The organism is Vibrio sp. Vb0598 (assembly GCF_033338935.1).
GTDB lineage: Bacteria > Pseudomonadota > Gammaproteobacteria > Enterobacterales > Vibrionaceae > Vibrio > Vibrio alginolyticus.
Window position 1 is genome coordinate 131314 of record NZ_JAWOTP010000003.1, and the last position, 22313, is coordinate 153626.

The 22313-nt window shown below is 43.9% G+C and carries 22 protein-coding genes; 12 read left to right on the forward strand and 10 right to left on the reverse strand.

Annotated elements, in window-relative coordinates; genetic code table 11:
* Window positions 1–17: 17 nt before the first annotated feature.
* The 5 genes from R7Q38_RS04725 to R7Q38_RS04745 are packed head-to-tail and all read right to left on the reverse strand — an operon-like array spanning window position 18 to window position 4889.
* Complete coding sequence (locus R7Q38_RS04725; protein WP_238843942.1) at window positions 18–1667, reverse strand: glycosyltransferase family 39 protein; 1650 nt, start codon at window positions 1665–1667, stop codon at window positions 18–20.
* A complete protein-coding gene (locus R7Q38_RS04730) occupies window positions 1664–2380 on the reverse strand; it encodes a class I SAM-dependent methyltransferase (RefSeq protein WP_005383495.1) in 717 nt (238 codons plus the stop codon). Before R7Q38_RS04730 ends, R7Q38_RS04725 begins: the two co-directional genes overlap by 4 nt.
* A gap of 13 nt (window positions 2381–2393) precedes the next feature.
* Window positions 2394–2771: a GtrA family protein gene (locus R7Q38_RS04735; RefSeq protein ID WP_025520528.1), complete on the reverse strand. Its 378-nt coding sequence runs from the start codon at window positions 2769–2771 to the stop codon at window positions 2394–2396.
* A complete protein-coding gene (locus R7Q38_RS04740) occupies window positions 2758–3708 on the reverse strand; it encodes a glycosyltransferase family 2 protein (protein WP_130545676.1) in 951 nt (316 codons plus the stop codon). Before R7Q38_RS04740 ends, R7Q38_RS04735 begins: the two co-directional genes overlap by 14 nt.
* 8 nt (window positions 3709–3716) lie before the next feature.
* Window positions 3717–4889 (reverse strand): glycosyltransferase, encoded by a 1173-nt coding sequence (locus R7Q38_RS04745; protein ID WP_238843944.1) that lies wholly within the window; start codon window positions 4887–4889, stop codon window positions 3717–3719.
* 267 nt (window positions 4890–5156) lie between these two features.
* Between R7Q38_RS04745 and R7Q38_RS04750 the strand changes: the two genes are divergently transcribed.
* From R7Q38_RS04750 to R7Q38_RS04770, 5 genes are all read left to right on the forward strand, one after another.
* The gene (locus tag R7Q38_RS04750; RefSeq protein ID WP_005374689.1) at window positions 5157–5402 is read left to right on the forward strand and encodes a DUF3297 family protein; all 246 of its coding nucleotides are present in this window, start codon (window positions 5157–5159) and stop codon (window positions 5400–5402) included.
* A gap of 487 nt (window positions 5403–5889) precedes the next feature.
* The gene (locus tag R7Q38_RS04755) at window positions 5890–6600 is read left to right on the forward strand and encodes an ABC transporter ATP-binding protein (RefSeq protein WP_239938461.1); all 711 of its coding nucleotides are present in this window, start codon (window positions 5890–5892) and stop codon (window positions 6598–6600) included.
* Window positions 6587–9112 (forward strand): ABC transporter permease, encoded by a 2526-nt coding sequence (locus tag R7Q38_RS04760; RefSeq protein ID WP_239938468.1) that lies wholly within the window; start codon window positions 6587–6589, stop codon window positions 9110–9112. Before R7Q38_RS04755 ends, R7Q38_RS04760 begins: the two co-directional genes overlap by 14 nt.
* Window positions 9112–10245: a lipocalin-like domain-containing protein gene (locus tag R7Q38_RS04765; protein ID WP_239938462.1), complete on the forward strand. Its 1134-nt coding sequence runs from the start codon at window positions 9112–9114 to the stop codon at window positions 10243–10245. Before R7Q38_RS04760 ends, R7Q38_RS04765 begins: the two co-directional genes overlap by 1 nt.
* Before the next feature lie 79 nt (window positions 10246–10324).
* Window positions 10325–10591, forward strand: coding sequence for a DUF2999 family protein (locus R7Q38_RS04770; protein WP_004746427.1), 267 nt, complete (start codon window positions 10325–10327; stop codon window positions 10589–10591).
* Window positions 10592–10702: 111 nt separating this feature from the next.
* Here R7Q38_RS04770 and R7Q38_RS04775 read toward each other — a convergent pair whose 3' ends face one another.
* On the reverse strand, window positions 10703–11290 hold the full coding sequence (locus tag R7Q38_RS04775) for a GNAT family N-acetyltransferase (RefSeq protein ID WP_167415808.1): 588 nt from the start codon (window positions 11288–11290) through the stop codon (window positions 10703–10705).
* Between the two features lie 91 nt (window positions 11291–11381).
* Window positions 11382–12245 (reverse strand): helix-turn-helix domain-containing protein, encoded by an 864-nt coding sequence (locus tag R7Q38_RS04780; RefSeq protein WP_213897470.1) that lies wholly within the window; start codon window positions 12243–12245, stop codon window positions 11382–11384.
* 184 nt (window positions 12246–12429) lie between these two features.
* On the opposite strand from R7Q38_RS04780, the gene R7Q38_RS04785 reads away from it, so the two are divergent.
* Entirely contained in the window at window positions 12430–13329 is a 900-nt protein-coding gene (locus tag R7Q38_RS04785) for a GyrI-like domain-containing protein (RefSeq protein ID WP_020195560.1), read from the forward strand.
* A gap of 56 nt (window positions 13330–13385) precedes the next feature.
* Here R7Q38_RS04785 and R7Q38_RS04790 read toward each other — a convergent pair whose 3' ends face one another.
* Window positions 13386–13808 (reverse strand): organic hydroperoxide resistance protein, encoded by a 423-nt coding sequence (locus R7Q38_RS04790; protein WP_005374640.1) that lies wholly within the window; start codon window positions 13806–13808, stop codon window positions 13386–13388.
* Window positions 13809–13945: 137 nt separating this feature from the next.
* On the opposite strand from R7Q38_RS04790, the gene R7Q38_RS04795 reads away from it, so the two are divergent.
* From R7Q38_RS04795 to R7Q38_RS04820, 6 genes are all read left to right on the forward strand, one after another.
* Window positions 13946–14404, forward strand: a complete 459-nt coding sequence (locus tag R7Q38_RS04795) for a MarR family winged helix-turn-helix transcriptional regulator (protein ID WP_213897469.1) — start codon at window positions 13946–13948, stop codon at window positions 14402–14404.
* Window positions 14405–14709: 305 nt separating this feature from the next.
* On the forward strand, window positions 14710–15267 hold the full coding sequence (gene ahpC / locus R7Q38_RS04800) for an alkyl hydroperoxide reductase subunit C (RefSeq protein ID WP_005374632.1): 558 nt from the start codon (window positions 14710–14712) through the stop codon (window positions 15265–15267).
* A 335-nt stretch (window positions 15268–15602) separates the two neighbouring features.
* Complete coding sequence (gene ahpF / locus R7Q38_RS04805; protein WP_318114139.1) at window positions 15603–17171, forward strand: alkyl hydroperoxide reductase subunit F; 1569 nt, start codon at window positions 15603–15605, stop codon at window positions 17169–17171.
* A gap of 533 nt (window positions 17172–17704) precedes the next feature.
* Window positions 17705–18691 carry a retron St85 family effector protein gene (locus R7Q38_RS04810; RefSeq protein WP_104980253.1) on the forward strand — a complete coding sequence of 329 codons (987 nt, stop codon included), beginning with the start codon at window positions 17705–17707 and terminating at the stop codon, window positions 18689–18691.
* The gene (locus R7Q38_RS04815) at window positions 18691–19602 is read left to right on the forward strand and encodes a retron St85 family RNA-directed DNA polymerase (RefSeq protein ID WP_213897468.1); all 912 of its coding nucleotides are present in this window, start codon (window positions 18691–18693) and stop codon (window positions 19600–19602) included. Before R7Q38_RS04810 ends, R7Q38_RS04815 begins: the two co-directional genes overlap by 1 nt.
* Window positions 19603–20176: 574 nt before the next feature.
* On the forward strand, window positions 20177–20596 hold the full coding sequence (locus R7Q38_RS04820) for a VOC family protein (protein WP_005374615.1): 420 nt from the start codon (window positions 20177–20179) through the stop codon (window positions 20594–20596).
* A 77-nt stretch (window positions 20597–20673) separates the two neighbouring features.
* On the opposite strand, the gene R7Q38_RS04825 is transcribed toward R7Q38_RS04820, so the two are convergent.
* Window positions 20674–21213 (reverse strand): CAP domain-containing protein, encoded by a 540-nt coding sequence (locus tag R7Q38_RS04825; protein WP_169628474.1) that lies wholly within the window; start codon window positions 21211–21213, stop codon window positions 20674–20676.
* Window positions 21214–21340: 127 nt separating this feature from the next.
* Window positions 21341–22297 carry a LysR family transcriptional regulator gene (locus R7Q38_RS04830; protein WP_138939510.1) on the reverse strand — a complete coding sequence of 319 codons (957 nt, stop codon included), beginning with the start codon at window positions 22295–22297 and terminating at the stop codon, window positions 21341–21343.
* Window positions 22298–22313: the final 16 nt, after the last annotated feature.

Here is a 22313-nt window from a genome sequence, read left to right on the forward strand (position 1 = left end):
AGGTTCTACAACTTTTGCTAAGGGCCAAACAAATAGGGGGAACTCTCAGGATTGCTTTGCCTGAGCGCCTCAATGCCAAGGTGAGAAAAATACCAATGAAGAGTACAAATACCATCTTGGGACATCAGTGTATACGCTCCGGAGTTGAGCCATATCTTCTCTCCGACAGACACACCAACACCATCAATAAAGCAACGGTTCAAGCGATCACTCTCAAGCACGTACCAACCCGAGCGCAGTAAATCGCCTCGAACACTAGATTGTGTTTTTAACCCAAGAGTCAGAATAAACGGAGCAATAGATACATAGTGTTGCCGAAGAGCATCACGGTCCTCCTCTAATAACCAATCAGGAATTCGATAACTTTCGACGATGATTATCGGCTTTACTGCACGAATTTCCTGCCAAACGTCATACTGACCCCGATAGTAGTTGTCTATCTTGATGGCAGATGTTCGCCAATGATAAGTAGATGGACGAAAAAGACCTATTCCTTCATAGGCAAAGACAGCGTCGTCAACTTGCGTTTGCCTTTCTATGAATGTTTGTAGGGCGACTTGGTGCTGATTATTATGTTGTACCGGATAGTGGAGGATACGAGCAATCACAATCAAGAATAGTACGATACAAGTGACGACCGTCCCTTTCGACCACTCCCGAGTAGATGAAACAACGTGCTGGATTGAGAACGCAACAAATACCGCAAGTAAAGGGTAAAGTGTGACCAAGTTATATGCATGATAGTGGGGGTTAGCCAAAACCGACAACACAGCTAATATAACCAAAGCTATCAAAAACTGAGCTTGCTTAAACGACAGTACTTTCCACTTACCGACACATATTCCCACTCCTATGAGAGCAAACAGCCAATAAACAATATCATGTAAAAAGTACTGTATCAGTACATCAACCTTCAGAGAATTTGCGTCACTAACATGCGATGTCGAATACAGAAATAAATCAAACGTCGTGTACAAAAACAGTTCAAGTGAAGAGATTCCAACGGTCGCAACAAACAAAGCCACGCAAGAGATAATGCCTAACAAAAGCGCACTGACATCCAAGACAAAGTCACGTACAGAGCGCTTTTGAATTAGCCGAATAAGCCCGAAGAGCCCAATCACTACGCCTATCAAAATCGCCTTAAATTTGAAGAGTATCGCAAGCCCGAATAATAACCCCACCCAAAACAATTTATGAGCATCACTTCCTGGGCACACATACAACACAATGATTATTTGTAACCAAAGAAAAAGAATAACGAGGTCAGGACGAAGGTCAATGCCACGCATCACCATCGCAGAAGAGGCAAAGAGCAGTAACAATGTAGTGAGTGCAATATTGACCGTAAATATTTGGCGAAGAAGAACATAGACTTGCCAACCTATCACCAACAAAAACAAAACAAAAAACGAACGAAAAACGTAAATAAGCTCGAATCGATCGCCAAAAAAAAAGTAAACTGGCGTCATCCAATCAAAAAGCAAAGTATAGCTATCAACATTGAAGTCAAGATTCGGCCGTTTCCCAACGCTCATTAACCATGTGGTATAAAGCGCCATGTAATCATCATTAACGAGCGCGAGATTGAATATGATGTAAACATAAAAACCGAATAACAGACTTAAGTTAATCCCAAGTAGCCATCTAACTCTTGCTTCACTCATCGCTTCTTAAGTATCCAAACTTGTTTCGTTTTGAGCAAACTCGGCCAAATTGACTCAAGCCATATCAACGGGCGCATTAAAATGCCTGGAATAAAGTTATAGACAAAGCTAGGAAAGAGCAGAATCACTTGAGAGTCTATAACCTCGAAACCGTGTGCATCTGCCAGCTTGTAAATACTAGATGTGCTATTGGTGTAAACATCTCCTCCTAGCTGTTCCGAAAAAAGTCGGGTCCAAGTTCGCGGAGACCACCTTAGGCTATCAAAAATAAGATATCCTTCTGGTGCAATTAACCGTTCAAACTCTGCAAACAACCGATCTTGATCATCGCAATGAAACAGAAAACGACTAGATAATACTACTGAAAACTGCTGCTCCGGATATGTCGTTGAATAGATGTCTTGTTTAGAAAAATGTGTTTTTTGGAGCAAAGGGTTCTCGTAACAAACTGCGAGCATCTCATCAGAGTAATCTGCCGCATAAACCTGTTGAAAGCCAGACGCCGTAATAGTTGGAAGCATTCTTCCCGTGCCACAGGGTACATCTAGAATTGACTCTCGCAAGGAGCAGATATTAAGAAACTGTGAAAACAAAGACACTTCAGACTGATGTACAAATTGTCCACCAACATTTGAAAAACGTAGATCTTCATACTTTTTCACCGTTTCAGAATCACTGTAGAAATCTTGTTTTTCTTGCCGATTCGTTTTCATAAGTCACCTCTTTTCAGCGCTGAAACAAATGAGCTTGATTAAAGACGATGCGTTTCATTAATAGATATACAATTGGGAAACGAATCAACACGACCAAAATCTGCGAAATGAGAACATGAATGCCTACAATACTTTTAAAGATATAAAGCAGTAAAACACTCAAGAACAATGATCCTGCCGTTATGGTGATGAATTTAAAAAAGCTTCTTACATTTGCACAAACAGAAAACGTATATCTTGAGTTCATGATGTAACTAAAGGCAGAACCCACTAAAAAAGACAAAACAGAAGATGTCAAATAATAGACATCAAAATAAATAAGCACACAAAAAACGAGGTAACTGACCAGAGTATTCATGATACCCACTGAACCAAACTTAACTATCTTCATCGCTACTCTTTATATTCCTTGTGTAACGAATAATGTAATCGGGTCGGTCTTGACCTTGCTCGAAAATTCGCCCGACGTAAGAGCCGATTAAGGCAATAAAGAACAATAAAATCCCTGAGAAAAAGACTTGGAAAAAGATGATTGATGTCCAACCATCGACAGTTGTGCCAAAAACGAACTTACTTACTAGTGCTTTGGTGAGATATAACAAGCCAAGTGACCACATCAATGTTGAGATAACAAACATCAGTTGAATAGGAAAGCGGGAAAAATTAAGTACCGCGTCTGACGCTAAAGCAAACATCTTAGTAAGTGAATACTTCGTTTCTCCTGCATGTCTACCATCACGTTCATATTGAATAATGGTTTGATTAAATCCGATAATGGCAAAAATACCCCTCAAGTATTTGTGCTTCTCTCGGTAACATGAAATGGCCTCTCTAACTGGCTTAGTAAATGCTCGAAAATCACCGCAATCTTCAATTAAATTAGCGGGAGAAGTAAGGGATAAAAAGCGGTAAAACAATTTTGCACTAATTAGCTTAAAAGCGGTTTCATTTCTTCTCGACAAGCGTTGGGCATGGACGATATCAAAGCCTTTATCGATCTCTTCCAAGAACTGTGTAATAACTTCTGGGGGATCTTGAAGATCGATATCAATGGTAATATTAATATCTCCAGTTGCAGCTTCGATTCCAGCAAACAAAGCGGTTTGCTGCCCAACATTCGCAGCAAGATGCACGATCACTAATCGTTCATCCGCCATAGCCAGCTTGTCTAAAATTACTGCACTTTTATCAACACTAGCATCATTAACTACAACAAACTCAAACAAATACTGATCGTATTGCTTAGCAATTTCGCACAAACGCGAGTAATACTCCTCGATGACAGACTCTTCATTAAAACACGGAGCGATAAAGCTAATTTTATCCATACTCCCTCCTACCCAAGGCCGAGTGTTTGCGCATAGCCAGACACAAAACTTTCTAACGTATAACGAACTTTAAACTGCTCTATTTGATTTCTAGACATCTGGTCAAGTTGACCCAACTTAAAACCGTTCTCTATCGCACTTGCACTCGCTTCTAAATCATCCAGATCAATTTCAATGGCATTAGAACCGAATTGAATGACATCCGATAATTGCTCGAAATCCGGAATCGCAATCGGTAATCCGCAAGATACCGCCTCCACGATTAGGTTAGGTGTTAGGCTCGTTCCGACACATGTCCTTAGTGGTAAAACCAACAAATCTGCACTCGCCATCTCAACTGAAATATCAATGCTCTCTTTAAACTCTATTTGGTGATGTAGCTCATGTTTAGAAACAAGTTTCTCTATATTTGCTTGGTCGCCGAAGCCACTGAGACAGAGCGTTAGATCAAAATCGATACATTCTCGCTTCTTTAGTATTGCAGCCAATTCAATTAAAGCGTCAACGCCTTTTGATGGCTTAGAATGCCCGATATAAAGTAAAGACATTCTTTGTGTCTTCTTTGCAGGAATGGGTCGCGAAAAGTGCTCAGAAAAAACCCCATTTTGAATGAAATAGACTGGCAAATGAGACAGAGAAGATAACTGAAATTTCTGGTAGTTACTGTGCACAATCGCTTGACAAAAATTGTCTAACAAACGCTTGTATATAGGCGCACTGATAAACGAATTAAATAGCAATAAATGTAAATACTTAAACCAATTCCGAAAAAAATAATGCTTGTTATTACGGACCTCGTCTAAGGTCAAATATGACTGCCAAATGGATAAAGTCGTCTGCTTTTGATATCGAGATTTTAAAAAGAAAAAAACCACCAATAGTTCTATAGGCGTAGCAATATGTAGGTTAACCTTCGCACTGTTGGTTTTCTCGATCAGCCTGTTGAGCTCTCTACATAAGTAAATAAGATTCATCAGCCCCTCAAACAGAGATTCATATCGACTCTCATTACGAAAGGTATGTTGTTCAACCTTAATATGAGAACGAAACTCAGTTGGAGTAACAGTGACAACATGATGTCCATTCTCAGTTAAGCACTGCGCTAAATTGACGAAGTTTTTACTCATTGCTTCTTTTTGATCACTTCGAAATCTAGCGATAGCTAAGATCACAAGTTCCATTTGTTTTCCTAATACTTATCGCACCTAATAACCATAGTATAAACAACGAGAACCTGAGAAACTGTTTACTAGTAAGAGAATCAAAATGATAAAAAGACAATGATTGAATTAATTTTAAAAGGACTCACCGAAAGAGCAAAAGGAGATAGATAAAAATTAGGGCTTTATTGCAGTTCAGTCCATTAAAAACCAGTCACAATCCTTGAACACTCGCCTTGCACTGACTACAATGACGCACTTTTTTTAATGACTTCAAGGTCAAACAAAATGACAGATACAGCTAAACCAGCTCTACCAGATCGCCTAGCGGGTAACCCACGTAGCCCATTCTTCATCAAAGAATGCTTCGAGCACCAAATCGGTATTCGTATCAACGGTCAAGAGCGTACTGACGTAGAAGAATACTGCATCAGCGAAGGTTGGGTAAAAATTGCTTCTCCTAAAGCAAAAGACCGTTTCGGTAACCCAATGCTAATCAAGCTTAAAGGCGAAGTTGAAGCGTACTACGTGTAAGCTGACCACGCTGAATATCTTTGAAAGCTCGAGTTTGACTCGGGCTTTTTTAATGCCTGTCATATCCCTTCCTCATTTAATCTCTTCCCTCTTCTTTTCAGTACAAAGTAGGGTCTGTTTATCTTTCGAGATTAAGTTTTGTTCGAGGTAAAATCGTTTTAGGCGAGGCAAGGAGTGTGTAGCCTAGCATCCTAAGTAAATACTCCTTAACAAGGCATAGAACGATTTTAGCCGAACCCTTTGGGCAGCGTTTGTTGGTCATTTCTCCTGCGTTATCAGCTTTTTCATGTAGGCTAACTACACATCAAAGCTTCTGCCTTGCACAAATACCCAACAATTCGCTGCAAAAATCAGCTCGAAAGGTCAACAGACCCTAAACTCGATGTAAATCGCTGTTTTTATCTGATTGTTGTCTAAAGTTTCTAGAGAACTAACTGCAATAGCGATTGCCAAAAGAAACGACACCTTTTGGATACAGGGAGAGGAAATGGAAAGCCCACTTGTCATACTCAAACACGCCAGCAAAAGCTTTGTTGATGGCAAAGAGACACATCGAGTGTTAGAAGGCGTCGACTTTACGTTGAACACAGGAGCGAGTGTTGCGCTGACAGGCGCAAGTGGCAGCGGCAAAAGTACTTTACTCAATGTCATCGCTGGCTTTGAGCCACTTTCCGAAGGTGAGTTGTGGTTAGATGGCGATAACACAGCGGCTTGGAAAGACCCACAATGGAGCCAATTTAGACACCAAAAACTCGGTGTTATCTTCCAGCAATTCAATCTATTAACGCCGCTCAACGTGCAGCAAAACATCGCCTTCCCTCTGCATTTGAATCAACAGAAATGGAACGACTGGTGCGATTATTTGGTCGAGACTCTAGGTATCAGCCAACTTCTCGACAGGCATGTTTCTGCCCTTTCCGGAGGTCAACAACAACGAGTCGCGATTGCGCGCGCATTGGCACACAAACCTAAGCTTCTACTCGCCGATGAACCCACAGGTAACCTCGACCAAAAAGCAGGCTTGGAAGTGATGAAACTACTCTGTGAAATCACCACCCAAGGCAATACGGCGGTGTTGTTAGTCACCCATAGCCCTGACTGCGCTGAGTTTATGCAAACACGGCTGCGATTGGATAATAGTCAGCTACAGAACAGTCATCAAGTAAACAAACATGAGCTTCGCCATGAAGCAAGCTAAGCTATCAACCACCAGATTCACTCATACTCGACTCGCCCTGAATCTGTTTGCAGCGCACTATCGGCAGGCACCACTGCAAGCCACCGCAATTCTGATCGGTATCGTGTTGGCTGTGACCTTGTTTGTTGCTGTGCAAGCCATCAACCTCAATGCCAAGCGCAGTTATGCGGAGTCTACAGAACAGCTCAGCGCACAAGCTCAGAACTTAATTATTCCACCAGCAGGGCTGAACTATCTGTCCGAATCGCTCTACTTCGCCCTTAGACAAAACGGACTCAGTGCAGCACTACCGGTAATCGAAGGGCGAGTGAGAGACGAACAAGGGCGTCGCTGGTCAGTGCAAGGTAGCGAGTTAATTGCCGCCATCTCTTCACGTTCTCGGTATTCTGCAAACGGAAAGTCATCAGAAAACCAACCGAACGTCTCTTTGTTCGACAGTGCTTTGCCTTTGCCTGAGCTTTTAGCCGGCAAGCCAATCGTGATGATGAGCCAATCTCAACATCAAAACTTAGGGGAAGTAGAAACCCTAACTCTGGATGACATTCCAACCCAAGTGGTGGTGCTACCAGACGAATGGCAGTTAGGTAGCCGAATGCTGATGGACATTGGCTTTGCCCAGCAACTGCTCAATAAACAAGGACAGCTCAGTTACATTGCAGTTTTCCATTCGGGTGATAAAGGGAATAAAGGCACGCAAACAAAATGGAAGAAGCTGATTGGCGAACAAGGACAATGGATTTCCAATAATCAAAGTACAGACCTTGGTTCGCTGACCGACAGCTTTCACCTCAACCTCACAGCAATGAGCTTACTTGCCTTTTTAGTCGGGCTGTTCATCGCTTACAACGGCGTAAAGTACAGCTTGCTGAAACGCAATCGGCTGTTAGTGCAGATTCAACAGGCGGGTGTTGCGCCGAGCATTGTGCTCTCTGCGCTGTTAGTTGAACTCACTATTCTCGTTACCATCGGCGCTTCCCTCGGTTTTGTCTTGGGCATGCAGCTTAGCCATTGGTTGCACCCGACCGTGGCGCTGACATTAGAACAACTTTATGGCGCGACACTTCTGCCCGGAACTTGGCAGTGGCAATGGTGGGCGCAAGCGCTGCTGCTCACGTTAGCCGCAACCCTGTTGGCGTGTTGGCAGCACTTTAAACAGCGAGTGCGTCAGCCGCTTTCCTCTCATGGTGGATTTTATCAAGCGCCGGAAGCCTCTAACGAAAACCAATTGTTCGTGATAGGTGCTGCGTTGACGACTTTCGCACTTGCAGGGTTATGGCTGAGTGAGCATCACCGCTTCACCATGGCGTGGCTCGGCGTGCTTGTGGTGTCGATTCCTTTGTATCTACCCAAAACACTCAGCGTGTTAGCCAATTGGTGTGAAAAGCGCACCAGTTCTGGTTTGATGCAGTATCTGTTTGCTGAGCTGCGCGAGCTGATTTCTCCGCTTTCTCTCGCCATGATGGCACTGCTACTCGCCGTTACAGCCAATATGGGCATGAATACGCTAGTTGGCAGCTTCGAGTCCACCCTAAAACAGTGGTTAGAACAAAGGTTGCACGCCGATATTTACGTCAGCCCTGCGCAAGGGAAAATCGCAGATGTGGAGCGCGCGTTAGGGCAATTCGACAAGGTAGAGACCGTCTACAAGCAATACTACGTCGACGATAATCTGCATGGTTTATCAATTTTGCTTGGCACCAAAGACAAAGACACCTTAGAGCAAACAATAGTGTTCAAATCGCGTTTGGAGAACTTCTGGTCACGCTTTTACCAAGGTGAGTTGGTCGCTATCAGTGAACCAACCGCGGTCAAACTGGGTTTATCTCTGGGTAGCGAGCTCACGCTTGATGCCGTTCCAAATAAGAACCTACTTGTGGGGGCGGTATTCCATGATTACGGCTCACCTAACGGTGAAGTCTTATTAGCACCAAAGCTATGGCAAGAGAGCGGCTTTACCGACTTGCCGACAAGCCTTGGCATTAAAGTATCTGGTGACCCACAAATCGTATACGACCAACTGCGCGAGCAATTGAATCTTCATCCAAGTCAGCTCTACGATCAAGCGCAAATCAAATCCATCGCGTTGGATATTTTCTCGCAGACCTTCGCCATTACACGCGCACTCAACGGCGTGACGTTGATGGTCGCGGTGATTGGTTTGTTCAGTGCTTGTTTCATGTTGCTCGACGCGCGCAAAGCCGCCATCGCAAGGCTATATGCACTTGGCGTCAGCCGTCGCAAATTAATGACCATGGTGGTCGGACAGATCGTCGCTTTGGTCAGTTTTACTCTGGTTATCGCCCTACCCCTCGGAGCCATGGTGGGTTATGTGCTGACAGACATCGTCACCTTGCGCGCTTTTGGTTGGAGCCTAAATTATCTGTGGAATTGGAGTGATGCCCTCAGCATTGCGGCGATCACCATCTTGGTGGCAGTGATTGCAACCTTGATTCCGCTGTGGCGATTGGTCAGTAAGCCTGTCGTGTCCAGTTTGCAAAGCGAGGTGTTGTGATGGTTCGATTAGCAAGCAAACTTACTCTGTTCATAGGTAGTCTGTTCCTATTTGGATGTGAAGATCCCCAACAAAAAAATATGAGCACACAAAATATGGGCGCATTGCTGGGCAGTGGAGATACGCAAAGTGAGAGCAACCCATTCACACCCGTGGAAAAAGGGGTTGAACTCACCTTCCCAGCAGACCATCAAGCGCACCCGAATTTTCGTCATGAATGGTGGTACTTAACCGCTAACTTAATTGATGAAGACAGCAACCCACTTGGCGTCCAATGGACACAATTTCGCTTTGCTGCTGCACCGCCGCCACCGCCAAAGGGCGAAGATGACGTAAAGAAAACCGAATGGCAGACTCAGCAAATCTTCATGGCACACAGCGCGGTCACCACAACCGACAAACACTACGCCGATGAAAAATGGTCACGCGATCAAGCCTCTCTAGCCGGCGTCGACACTTCACCATTTCGGGTTTATCTCGATGATTGGCAGTGGACTTCTTCAACCACCGATCTCTTCCCTGCAACATTGAAGGCGAACTCGGAACAGTTTGGCTATTCGCTGACGCTTACCAGCAGCGCACCTTATCAAAAGCAAGGCGAACAAGGTTACAGCACCAAAAGTGCCGATGGACAGGTGGCTTCGTATTACTACAGCCAACCATTTATTGATGTTTCCGGTGAAGTCACCATCGACGGCGAAACCTATCAAGTGTCGGGCAAAGGCTGGATAGACCGAGAGTGGAGCTCGCAATTCTTACTCGACTCACAACAAGGCTGGGACTGGTTTGCCCTAAGATTGAGTGACGACACCAGCTTGGTGGTGTTCCAGTTGCGGGATTCCAAAACCGGTCAAGCCAGTTACTCCAGCGCAAGGCTGATGCAGCAAGATGGGGCTGGCATCGCTATCTCACAAAAAGACATTCAGTTAGAGGCGACTAAGCAAACTGAAATCCAAGGGCGAAAGTATCCAACCGAGTGGCAAGTGTCGATTCCTAATCAGCAAATCGAGCTAACCGTTTCTGCCCTCAATCCGAACGCAAAGATGCCCCTTTCTGTGCCTTATTGGGAAGGCCCAGTGCGTATTGAGGGCTCTCATTCTGGGACAGGTTACATGGAGCTAACAGGGTATTGAAATATTGCGCGGGAGCCCCAATTATTCTGCTAGAACAAATACTGGCAACCAAGTCATACACTGATTGAAAGGAAATATGATGAACCCAATTATCGCCTTGCTGAAAGAGAACAACATCAGCGATGAACAGATCAACGAAATCTTCCAGACTCTGACGCAAAACCCGCTCGCGGCAATGGCAACAATCAGCCAACTAGGTTTGCCACAAGACAAGCTACAAATGCTGATGGCGCAAGTGATGCAAAACCCTGCGCTAATTAAAGAAGCCGTAGACGAGTTGGGATTGGATTTCTCAAAGGTTGAAGAAGCAAAAGAGAAGCTTCAAAGCCAAAACCAAGGCAACTAAGTCTTAGCCATCTAGCGCTGAATATAGAAAAGGCCGTTAACCCAAACATCTGGGTTAACGGCCTTTTTTGTTCACTACTTTGTTGTTAGCTACTTTTTTGTCAGCTAATTATTAGCGATTTAAAGACGCGAATTGCTCTGCTGTCATGCCGTAGTAAAGTTTATCGTCAAAGCCTTGCTCTAGTTTGTAATAGTCTTTCTGACGGCCTTCTTGAGTAAAACCATTTTTCTCTAAAGTCCTGTAAGAGCCAGCATTAGAATCGTAGCAATCGGCACTGACTTTATGCGCGTTTAGCTCAGTAAATCCAATCTCGGTCATCATTTGGCAAGCGCGAGTCGCAACGCCTTTACCCCATGCACAAGTTGGTAACTGATAACCCACTTCGTAGTTGCCAGTTAAGAACATCACTGCGGTCACTGCACACATTCCCATGTACTGACCTTGTTGGTCACGAATCACGAACGTTGGGCTATCTGGCCAAACATCGTCTTTAATCGCTTGTGCCGTATTTTCAATAATAGGGCCAAAGAAGCCTTCATATAGGCTGTTGTCAGCAGGTGCGAAGAACAGATATTGATTGACCTTATCGTCGTTCAACATCTCGATAATATCTTGTAGATCAGAGCCTTGAATCAGTTGGATAGTCAACGATTCGTTAAATGGGATGGCTTCGCCTTGTTTTAGTTTTTGATATGACATGTGTTACCTCGTTATCTGCTGAAAATAGTAGCCCAGCGGATAAGAGAAAAATTGGATTTTTGCGACAACTTTCAGGCTGAGTAGCAATGTATTACGACTCAAAATCGCCATAGATATCGATGGTTAAGTCGCGCTTTTTCAAGTACTTGCTCGGCGTTTTTCTTAGCTGCTGTTTGAGGGTACGAATCAAATGCGATTGGTCACTGAAACCAAATTGCTGTGAGAAGCTCGCCCAATCAATCGCCTCTTGTTGCTTGTAGAGGGTCAAAATCATCTGCTCCAGACGTGCCATTTGTTGATACTGCTTAACACTCAACCCCACCACCTGCTTGAAACTGCGCTCAAGCGTTCTTCGAGAACAGGCGCACTGTTTGGCTATCTCATCAATATCCATCGCTAGCTCAGGTGAGCGTAATGCTTGAGCGTCCATCACGGATACCGCTTTTTGTGACGCCAAAAACGGTTTGGTACGGCAAGGTTCGATATCTAACGCATCTAGATGTTGTTTGATGTAGTTCAGCAAACATTGCGGTGAATCTTGCAACTCTAACTGCCATAGACCCAGTTGAAAGCGCTCATCAAACGCCGCGCTGAGCCAATCAAACCATTCGCATTGGTTAATTGCGCTAACTTGGGGTGCATCACGAAACCGTGATTCAATGGCATACAAACCCTCTGGGCGAAAGGTGATACCAATACGCTTGATGGGAGCCGTATCTTCCAACAGCAGCAAGTGTTCGTTAGCCGTTAATAAATGGCAGCCTTTGCCAGCAAGCTTAGTGTCTCCCGTGTCGTAGCTGTAGCCTTGCTCTGGTGGCGTAAAGAGTAAATGAGCACGCGGGTTTGGAATAAGGTGCGGCTTGGGATCAATGACTTCACCCTCTGGCACTTCCAAGTACCAAACTTGATGAATGAGCCATTCGTACTCAGGCAGAGACTGTTTCCAAGCTATCATGATTGTCCTAGCGGTTAGTAAAGGTAATGAGCGCAACGTTTTTGCTTAAACATCTGCTCGTTGAGTGTGACTGATTGACGCTCATCTCGCCACGCATTTCTCACCCTGCTCCCTTGCAAGCTTGTTGGATTGCGGTAGGCTTTGAGCAGAGAAAACAAGCTGAACAGAACAAGGAAATACCCCGATGCGCGTCGACTACCACCAACGACTGGTTCCTGTGATTCGTTATTTAGAACAACACTTTAATGAGCCACTCAACCTGCCAGAAGTGGCCGCGCTGGCGAACCTTTCCCCTTATCACTTTCATCGCACCTTCAAAGCCGTGCAAGGCGAGACATTAGCCGATTTCATTCGACGTTTGCGTCTAGAAGCCGCCGCCGATGACTTATTCAAATCCAAGCAACCGGTATTGAACATTGCCCTAGAGTACGGATTTTCTAGCTCACAGAGCTTAGCCAAAGCCTTCAAACAACATTATGGCGTTACACCAACGGCCTTTCGTGACTGCGAAAACTACCAGCAGTTTTCTGAATTAGCACGAAACAGCAAGATTGGACACACGTTGCGCAAGAATGGAAACGAAGTAACACCAAGCGATTCATATACTGGCTCTGAACTCACCAAATGGAGCACGACAATGGAAACGCAAAACTTTGAAAAAGCAAAACTGGCTTACATTCGTGTAAACGGCCCTTACGGCCAAGGCTATGAAGAGCCATCAGGTCGCCTGTATCAATGGGCAGGAATGAAAGGTTTGGCGGGCAATACCTGCATCTTTATCTACCACGACAACCCAGAAATCACGCCAGACGAGAAGTGTCGCACTGATATCTGCTTGATGGTGCCAGAAGATACCGAAGTTCCGAAAGGCATTGAGCTGCAAGATTTCCCCGGCGGTCAATATGCGGTGATGCGCCAGCACATTACTGACCCGAGCCAATACTCAAAAGCGTGGGATGATGTCATGAGCAAAGTGATTGAATCCGGTATTGAGAACGACGACCGTCCTTGCTTTGAGCTTTACCACAGCTTCGACCCACAAACGCACCATGCAGACGTTAGCTTCTGCACTGCCATCAAATAAACCAAAAGCCTGCGCACTTGCAGGCTTTCTTGTCTTTGTAACGTGGTAAGAACCGCTTAAATTGCTTCGCCGTTTACCGTTACTGCCACATCAATGTTGCCACGAACTGCGTTTGAGTATGGGCAAACTTGGTGTGCAATGCGCGTTAGCTCTAGCGCTTGTTCTTGTGGCATGTCTAGCTCTACGGCTAGGCTCACTGTTAGTGCAAAGCCGCCGTTATCGTTCGGACCGATGCCCACTTCTGCCGTTACAGGAGCGCTTTTCAGGTTTACTTTACCTTCACGTGCTACGTGCAAAATCGCGTTAGAAAAACACGCTGAATAGCCCGCTGCAAAAAGCTGTTCTGGGTTAGTTGCTGCGCCTGTGCCGCCCATTTCCTTCGGGTATGACAGCTCTAGATCGAGAAGACCGTCATCTGTTTTTACTTGACCATTACGACCAGCCAAAGCGGTAGCTTGAGTTTTGTATAGAGTAGTCATGCGAGTGTCCTTCTTAATTTAAGTTGCGCGCAATTTAATTGCTTGCAATCTTACATCGAAGTAAAGATCGTTTGCAACTATATTGTGCACAATTTATTTTATGACTCTCTTTCTCTATGAGCAGGTAGGCAACGCCAATGAGCCAGTGTTACACCGACAACACCATGACCGACGACGATAAACTCTTACTCGAAAACCAAGTTTGCTTCCCGCTTTATAGTGCAGCAAATGCGGTGATCCGAGCTTACCGCCCGTTGCTGGACGAGCTTGATCTGACTTATTCGCAGTACTTAGTGATGATGGTGCTGTGGGAGAGAGACGGTGCCAGCGTAAAAGAATTAGGGTCACAACTGCATTTGGACTCAGGCACACTTACGCCGCTACTTAAACGATTAGAAGCAAAAGGCTATGTAGAGCGTGGTCGCAGTGAAACCGATGAACGCGTTCGCGTACTCAACCTAACAGAGCAAGGTCGTGCCCTTAAGGAGCAAGCCAAGTCAGTGCCAAACGCCATGATGTGTAAAATCACCTTAGAGCTGGATGAAATGATCATGCTGAAGAAGTTATGCGGCAAAGTGCTCGATAATCTGAGCTGACAAAATAGAAGCATTCGCTTCCCCACTTCCTATTAGAAAGAGCCTGCCGAAATGCAGGCTCTTTCGCTCTTAGCTAGACGATCTACTCAAAGTCATCATCGGTATTCCCTATTGCTAATCTGACTTCATCTTCAATAAAACCTATCAAAGCAAACTCCCTTACATCGGATTTCCCTATCAAGTGAAATAGGAAATGGCTATCAATAGGATAGTTACAAGCGATTTTCCTTAAACACACTCCGATGAGAATATACTTTCCGAAAGCAACAACAGCTCAGCTTAAAACATTCAAAGGAAAGTAAATTATGATTAATACTCAAATCAAACCATTTGCAGCTACAGCGTACAAAAACGGCGAATTCGTTGAAGTAACAGAACAAGACGTTCTAGGTAAATGGGCAGTATTCTTCTTCTACCCAGCAGACTTTACGTTTGTATGTCCAACAGAACTGGGCGACCTAGCAGACCACTACGAAGAGCTACAAAAACGTGGCGTAGAAGTTTACTCAGTATCAACTGACACACACTTCACTCACAAAGCATGGCACGACAGCTCAGACACAATCGGTAAGATTCAGTACTACATGCTTGGCGACCAAACAGGCAACATCACAAACAACTTCGGTGTGATGCGTGAAGGTCAAGGTCTTGCAGACCGTGCAACGTTCCTAATCGACCCAGAAGGTACTATCCAAGCAATGGAAATCACTGCTGAAGGTATCGGTCGTGACGCAGAAGACCTACTACGCAAAGTGAAAGCAGCTCAATACGTAGCAGCGCACCCAGGCGAAGTTTGCCCAGCTAAATGGAAAGAAGGTGAAGAGACACTAGCTCCATCACTAGACCTAGTTGGCAAAATCTAAGCCACTGAAATTTAAGTTCTAATCAGTTCCCGATTTCCTTTTTCTGATTAGAACTGAATTAGAGAGCACTTCAGGTTAGATACCTTGACGACCTTCTGCCTGATTTGCTCTCTCCCCCTCAGGTTTTATCTACAGTAACCACTTTTTATTACCTATCTGAATAAGTAGGTGTGCAGTAATTGCGTAGAAAAAATCGTTTAGAACCAGGCATAGATTTTCGATAGCTAGTTACTCTAACTACAAAATCTATAACGCAGTTATCAACGATTTTAGCTAGCAAGAATGAACAAATACTTGTTTTGATTGGTAACTATTTAATTAAGGTAGTAACAACTATGTTAGACCAAGCGATCCAACAACAACTCAAACAATATCTGGCTAATGTAAAAGAAGAAGTTCGTTTAGTGGTTAGTCTAGATGAAAGCAAAGCATCGAATGACATTTTGTCTCTAGCGAACCAAATCGCAGAGATGAGCGACCTCATCACCGTTGAACGTGACGACAACGCAAGCGCACGTAAACCAGTGATGGCGGTAACTAACCCAGCAAAAGGCACAGCACTACGCTTTGCAGGCTTGCCAATGGGTCACGAATTTACCTCTCTAGTATTGGCACTGCTGCATTCTGGCGGTCATCCAATCAAACTAGAACCAGAAGTGATTGAGCAAATCGCAGCACTAGACAAAGATCTAGACGTAGAAATCTTCATTTCACTGTCGTGTCAAAACTGTCCGGACGTGGTTCAAGCGTTCAACATGATGGCGGCGATCAACCCGAAAGTAAAAGCAACCATGATCGACGGTGGTTTGTTCCAAGATGAAGTGAAACAACGCGACATCATGGCCGTACCAAGCGTATTCGTGAATGGCGAGCTATTCGGTCAAGGTCGTATGTCTCTGACTGAAATCCTAAACAAAGTGGATGATGGCGCGAGCGAGAAAGCGGCGAAAGCACTGAGCGAAAAAGACCCATACGACGTACTAGTTGTCGGCGGTGGCCCTGGTGGTAGTGCAGCAGCACTATACGCAGCGCGTAAAGGTATTCGCACTGGCGTTGTCGCTAAACGCTTCGGTGGTCAGGTGATGGACACCATGGCAATCGAGAACTTTATCTCGGTAAAACGTACTGAAGGTCCAAAACTGGCGACTGACCTAGCAGAGCACCTAAAAGAATATGACGTAGACGTCGTGACTGAGCAGCAAGCGCAAAAACTGATGGGCGCAGCACACACAGAAGATGGCTTGATTCATATCCAACTTGAAAGCGGCGCAACGCTGAAAAGTAAGAGTGTCATCCTTAGCCCTGGTGCTCGCTGGCGTGAAATGAACGTTCCGGGTGAGCAAGAGTACCGCAACAAAGGCGTCGCGTACTGCCCACACTGTGACGGCCCACTATTCAAAGGCAAGAAAACCGCGGTTATCGGTGGTGGTAACTCAGGCATCGAAGCGGCTATCGACCTTGCAGGTATTGTTGAGCACGTAACCGTTCTTGAATTTGCAGACGTACTTCGCGCAGACCAAGTGCTTATCGACAAAGCGAACTCACTACCAAACATCGACATCATCACGATGGCACAAACCACAGAAGTAGTGGGTGACGGTACTCGCGTAACAAGCTTGAAGTACAAAGACCGTAACACAGATGAAATCAAAGAGATTGAACTGTCAGGTATCTTTGTCCAAATCGGTCTAGTACCAAACACAGAATGGCTAAAAGATTCAGAAGTAGCGCTTTCTGAGCGCGGCGAAATTGAAGTTGGTAGCCGTGGTGAAACCAGCCTAGAAGGTGTCTTCGCAGCCGGTGACGCAACAACGGTTCCTTACAAACAGATCATCATTGCGATGGGTGAAGGTGCAAAAGCAAGCTTAGGCGCGTTTGACTACCTAATCCGTAAGCAAGGTTAATCTCCAAATTTCTTGAACACAAAGCGCACGGTGCAGTGTTTTCTTCCCCTGAAAACCAATCGGGGCACCGTGTAGAACGGAGTGGCAAGAAAGAAAAGCAAAAACCTAGAAGCCCAAAGACTTTGCCAGCAGGTATTAACTGCTGGCTTTTTTGTTTGGGGGGTATTTCAAAACTACAACAAGTAATACCCTCAAACAGCCGATTTTTTCGATTCTACAACTACCATGAAAACAACAAATTAGCACCATTGACAAATGCAACAACACTGATAATATGCAAGCAAGCCCTTAGTTATGAGAGTAAACTTTTACTTTCAAGAAAGGCGTACTGCCTTTCTGTAACACTCCTGAGGTATTTTGAACTTCGAAAAGTCCAAATTTTCTCAGTGAGGAACTCACTTCAAAAATTTGAATTTTCGAAGTCAGTTTAAATTCTGAAATGCTCAGTTGCTACGCAACTTCTCATTTCAGCCTTCAAACTGCTACGGTAAGGGCTATTTTCCTTCTGCTCATTCAGACATCGGCGTTAGATTATGTCGCGAAAAAACACTCATTCCACATGGTTTAGCCACCCTAAATTTCTCTCTGCAAAAAACGTATTGATTAAGCAGTTTAAGTCACATCAAGGTAGATATCCTAGTGATTACAAACGATCACTTTTTGGAGGAGCTAAGCTACCAAGAATTTTGTTCATATGCGGCGGAGACCCCAAGTATTGTAATAATCGAGAAGTCATCGAATGTTACCTAGATAAACATGCCCCTAACCTTATGACTTTTAGGGCAGAAAATGCTTGGGAAATAATCTCTTCTAACCAATCACAAAATAAAGACGGCTCTATAAATGCTTTAAGGTTAGAAGAATGGCTAGCTGACTTTTCTGATGCAGTGATTATACTTGTCGAGTCATATGGCACGGTCGCTGAACTCGGTGCATTCTCTATCAGTAGCAGATTACGTTCAAAACTACTTCCAATTCTCGACAAAAATTTTGAAGATGACCTATCGTTTATAAATACAGGCCCAATAAGCTGGATAAATAGTGACTCAGTGTATAAACCTACAATTTATGCAGATTTTGATACAATATTAACAACAATGCCTTTGATGATCGACAATCTTAACAAAGGTTTTAAATTACTCAAAAAAGATAATGACGACAAGTTTGGTGATAAAAACTTTTCACGAAAAGAACTGTTATTTATTGTAGTGATAATAATTACAAGCATAGGTCCTATAGATGAAGATAATATATATGACATATGCAAACAATCATTCAAATTAAAAGATAATGAATCTGAAGTTAAATTCATAATTTCTCTTTGCGTCGCTTTAAAAATAATAGAATCATTTAGTTTCAAAGATAAAAAACTATATACTTGCATTAACTATGAAAGATTATATAGAAATGAAACAACAACAAATTTGTTAAGTGTAAGTCGAAGACTTCGCCTTACCTGTTTATCCAAGCTTTTATATATCGAAGAGTTTAAAGAAGCAATTCGGAAGGTAACTGATTAATGTTGTTAGAGCTAATTAGTAAAAGTACTCTTATCGAGAAAGATCAAGTTTTGGATATAGCTAATAAAGCTAGTATCTCATATGCTAGATTTACTATCCCTAAAAAAGATGGAAGCCAGAGGCTAATTTACCAACCCTCAATGGCAATTCGAGCTCTTCAAAAGGTTGTATATGATGAAGTTTTAGACAAACTACCAGTGCATGACGCATGCTATGCCTACAGGAAAAAGAGGAGCTTAAAAGATCATGCTAATGTTCACAAGAATAACAATTATCTACTGAGAATAGACTTAAAGGACTTCTTCGAATCAATTACTCGCTCAGACATAGAAAAATACTGCCATGAATCTATTTCTAAGGTCTTCCCTCATTTTAATGAAGAAGACTTTAAACTCATGATTAATATTATATGTAGGAAAGATACAATTACAATTGGTTCTGTTACATCACCATCTCTATCAAACTCTATTTGTTATACATTAGATGAAAGAATAAGTCGACTTGCTAAGTCTCATGGTGTTAAGTACACTCGATATGCCGATGATATGTTTTTCTCTACAAGTAATAAAAATGTGCTTTGTATTATACAAAAGGGAGTGTCTGGAATAATCAAAGGCTTAGAATACCCTACTCTAACCATCAATAAGAAAAAAACAAAGCATTCATCGAAGAAAAATAGAATGAGTGTAACGGGTGTTGTTATTACGCTTGATAAAAAACTATCTATAGGTAGAGGTAATAAAAGATTCATTAGAGAGCAAGTTTACAAGTGGAGCTCATTGAGCTCAGAAGACAAGTCATATTTGTCAGGATATTTGTCATTTGTAAAATCTATCGAGCCGTCATACATAAATAGATTATGTAACAAATATAGTTCACAAAAAATTCAAGAGATACTACGTTTTTCATAACCCCTTAGGACAAAAATTTAGAAACACTGAACTCAGCACAACAAAGAATGCCCTCCCCCTTGATAACCTCATCCAAATGCTTGGCAAACCAAGTCGAGAAAAGGGGGAGTGGGAGGGGGTTGTAAGCACATAACCCAACATTCAGCCTCAAGCCACCAATCCCACCTAACCTCCCCCCCTTGTATCAAACTCCGAAGCTCTCAACACGCAGAGCTCAAAAGGGAGGAACTGGTTCTGTGCTAGCGGATAATTCAGTTCACAATGCAACATCACAACGCGCTGAAAGTAGATTCTGAATACTCGCTTAGGCTCCTTCAGAATGACGCTGCTCGTTTAGCTCTCTTTCCGTCATTCCCGCGAACCTAGGTGAGACTGGGAATCTACTCACCACAAACTCGCTCGAAAATGATTAGCACGAACAAACAAAGATGAAAGAGGGTTGCAAGCCCCGAACCCAGCTCTCAGATCCAAAGATATCAACCCTAACAAATTTTAAAAAAACCCTTTACCTCAACTTAACTTGAGGTTTTAGCATATTCATCGTTGGCTAGAAAATGACAAAAAGGAGCACATCATGATCCAACTAGAACATATTAACTTAGTCGTGAAAGATATCCCTGAAATGCTGAAGTTTTACCAAACTGCATTTCCACATTGGTACGTGCGTGATGAAGGTAAAGGCGAATGGAGTGGCAAACCAAGAAACTGGCTACATTTTGGCGACGAGTATCAATACATAGCCATGAGTGACCATGGCGAAGGAGAAAACCGCGAGTTGAGCGGGCACCAAGTTGGGCTAGCGCATTTTGCTTATGTGACCAACAACGTCGATGCAATCATCAAAAGACTAACCGATGCAGGTTATCCGATTGCCCAACCTGGTGCTGATGAACCATACCGCAAAAATGTGTATTTTGTTGACCCTGCAGGTTTTGAGATTGAATTTGTTGAATACCTGGCGGATGACCCAAAACTTCGTAACCTGACAAGCTAAAAGAGATGTAAATAATAATACGCCAGCAGATAGTGACTGCTGGTGTTTTATTTTATCTATCAGGCTTCTTTATCGCATTAGCGCTGTTTGGCAAAAACCTGAGTCCAGTAATACCCGTAGCGTGCAGAGTGATTTTCGACAAGCGACGCGCCCATCTGATCAAAATCCGCACTCATGATATTAAGGCAGTGACCTTCACTCGATAACCAAGCATTAACGACGGCGTTAATGGTGCTTTGCCCTACGGCGACATTCTCACCAATGGCGCTCCAAGCATAGCCCGTTGCGTTAACTCGATCTGACATCTTGCTGCCATCAGAGCCTGTGTGGCTCATGAAATCGCTGTTCGCCATGTCGCTTGAATGTCGATAAGCGGCGCTTTCCAAATCGTAGCTCCAAGTCAGGGTCCCAACAGGTGGCATGGTGGTTGCGCCACACTGTTGTGTAGTAGAGCGAGCACTGTTGACCGCTGCGAGCATCTGCTCGGCAAATGTACCTTGTGACGATGTGGAACCTGTGTTTTGAGAGCCGTTTTCTACAGGTGCTGACGACTCCCCGTCGCCGCCACATGCGCTGAGAAGTAGAGCCAAAACTGGCACTAAGATCTTAGTTGGCATTGTCTTTCCTTTATGAGTGACGAAGAGCAAACTGCGCTTTTCGATAATAACGCACAATAACCTAACAAAAACCGATAAAAGCACCATATGGCTTGGGGTGTTTTAACCAAAGACTCACATGAAGTTTTCAATCACCTTGGTTCGGTTGGTAAATCGGCAACGTTTCAGCCCACGTATGGAATGGCGTTTCATCCATATCCTGTATTGCTTGAGTGATAAAATCGATGAACACCCTCACTCGGGCAGGCACATATTCCCGGTTAGCATAGAGAAGATACACGCCATTTCCTGCTTGACGCATGCTCGGAAATATCGGCACTAAACGCCCTGCTTTGAGCCAATCTCTCGCGATAAAGTGAGGAATCTGAGTTAACCCTAAACCTTCTGCGCAAAGCTCTGCCATGGATTCACCATCATTTACAATGTAGTTTCTTTCGGGGTCATATTCACTCGCACCGTCTGGTTCTGGCATCCGAATCGGCAACAGTTTCCCCGTTTGTTTAAAACGAAAACGAACCCAAGAATGGTCATTGAATACATCCGGGCCACTCGGAACACCATGGCGCGCTAAGTACTCCTGACTGGCACAAATGATAAAATCGATAGGGCTGAGCTGACGCACAATCAATTGACTATCGTGAACGACACCAGAGCGAATCGACACATCAATACCTTGCTCAATAATATCAACGTAGGCGTCATCGTAATGAATATCGATAGTGATGTTAGGGTAGCGGCGACAAAACTCTTTTAATAAAGGACGAATATAGAGGCGACCGTACGAGACTGGCACATTAATCTTAAGCTGCCCTGAAAGCGCATCATTGTGACTTTTTAATGAATCCTCACATGCCGCCAGCTCCTCCAGTACAAACCTAGCAGTATTTGCGTACCTACGACCAGCTTCTGTCAGGCGGCTCTGTCGCGTAGAACGTTGAAAAAGCTGTATACCCAAATCGCTTTCAAGACGATGTATGGCTTTACTCACGGTCGAAGGGTCAGTGCCATACACTTTGGCAGCCGCAGCAAAACTACCGCCATCTAAAGTGGCAATAAAAAATCGTAGGGACCGTATCTTATCCATATAACCAATGAACTCT

Excerpts from the sequence above, each read along its gene's own strand:
- R7Q38_RS04725 (WP_238843942.1), bottom strand. The coding sequence starts at position 1,667 with ATGAGTGAAGCAAGAGTTAGATGGCTACTTGGGATTAACTTAAGTCTG.
- R7Q38_RS04730 (WP_005383495.1), bottom strand. The coding sequence starts at position 2,380 with ATGAAAACGAATCGGCAAGAAAAACAAGATTTCTACAGTGATTCTGAA.
- R7Q38_RS04735 (WP_025520528.1), bottom strand. The coding sequence starts at position 2,771 with ATGAAGATAGTTAAGTTTGGTTCAGTGGGTATCATGAATACTCTGGTC.
- R7Q38_RS04740 (WP_130545676.1), bottom strand. The coding sequence starts at position 3,708 with ATGGATAAAATTAGCTTTATCGCTCCGTGTTTTAATGAAGAGTCTGTC.
- R7Q38_RS04745 (WP_238843944.1), bottom strand. The coding sequence starts at position 4,889 with ATGGAACTTGTGATCTTAGCTATCGCTAGATTTCGAAGTGATCAAAAA.
- R7Q38_RS04750 (WP_005374689.1), top strand. The coding sequence starts at position 5,157 with ATGACAGATACAGCTAAACCAGCTCTACCAGATCGCCTAGCGGGTAAC.
- R7Q38_RS04755 (WP_239938461.1), top strand. The coding sequence starts at position 5,890 with ATGGAAAGCCCACTTGTCATACTCAAACACGCCAGCAAAAGCTTTGTT.
- R7Q38_RS04760 (WP_239938468.1), top strand. The coding sequence starts at position 6,587 with ATGAAGCAAGCTAAGCTATCAACCACCAGATTCACTCATACTCGACTC.
- R7Q38_RS04765 (WP_239938462.1), top strand. The coding sequence starts at position 9,112 with ATGGTTCGATTAGCAAGCAAACTTACTCTGTTCATAGGTAGTCTGTTC.
- R7Q38_RS04770 (WP_004746427.1), top strand. The coding sequence starts at position 10,325 with ATGAACCCAATTATCGCCTTGCTGAAAGAGAACAACATCAGCGATGAA.
- R7Q38_RS04775 (WP_167415808.1), bottom strand. The coding sequence starts at position 11,290 with ATGTCATATCAAAAACTAAAACAAGGCGAAGCCATCCCATTTAACGAA.
- R7Q38_RS04780 (WP_213897470.1), bottom strand. The coding sequence starts at position 12,245 with ATGATAGCTTGGAAACAGTCTCTGCCTGAGTACGAATGGCTCATTCAT.
- R7Q38_RS04785 (WP_020195560.1), top strand. The coding sequence starts at position 12,430 with ATGCGCGTCGACTACCACCAACGACTGGTTCCTGTGATTCGTTATTTA.
- R7Q38_RS04790 (WP_005374640.1), bottom strand. The coding sequence starts at position 13,808 with ATGACTACTCTATACAAAACTCAAGCTACCGCTTTGGCTGGTCGTAAT.
- R7Q38_RS04795 (WP_213897469.1), top strand. The coding sequence starts at position 13,946 with ATGAGCCAGTGTTACACCGACAACACCATGACCGACGACGATAAACTC.
- ahpC (WP_005374632.1), top strand. The coding sequence starts at position 14,710 with ATGATTAATACTCAAATCAAACCATTTGCAGCTACAGCGTACAAAAAC.
- ahpF (WP_318114139.1), top strand. The coding sequence starts at position 15,603 with ATGTTAGACCAAGCGATCCAACAACAACTCAAACAATATCTGGCTAAT.
- R7Q38_RS04810 (WP_104980253.1), top strand. The coding sequence starts at position 17,705 with ATGTCGCGAAAAAACACTCATTCCACATGGTTTAGCCACCCTAAATTT.
- R7Q38_RS04815 (WP_213897468.1), top strand. The coding sequence starts at position 18,691 with ATGTTGTTAGAGCTAATTAGTAAAAGTACTCTTATCGAGAAAGATCAA.
- R7Q38_RS04820 (WP_005374615.1), top strand. The coding sequence starts at position 20,177 with ATGATCCAACTAGAACATATTAACTTAGTCGTGAAAGATATCCCTGAA.
- R7Q38_RS04825 (WP_169628474.1), bottom strand. The coding sequence starts at position 21,213 with ATGCCAACTAAGATCTTAGTGCCAGTTTTGGCTCTACTTCTCAGCGCA.
- R7Q38_RS04830 (WP_138939510.1), bottom strand. The coding sequence starts at position 22,297 with ATGGATAAGATACGGTCCCTACGATTTTTTATTGCCACTTTAGATGGC.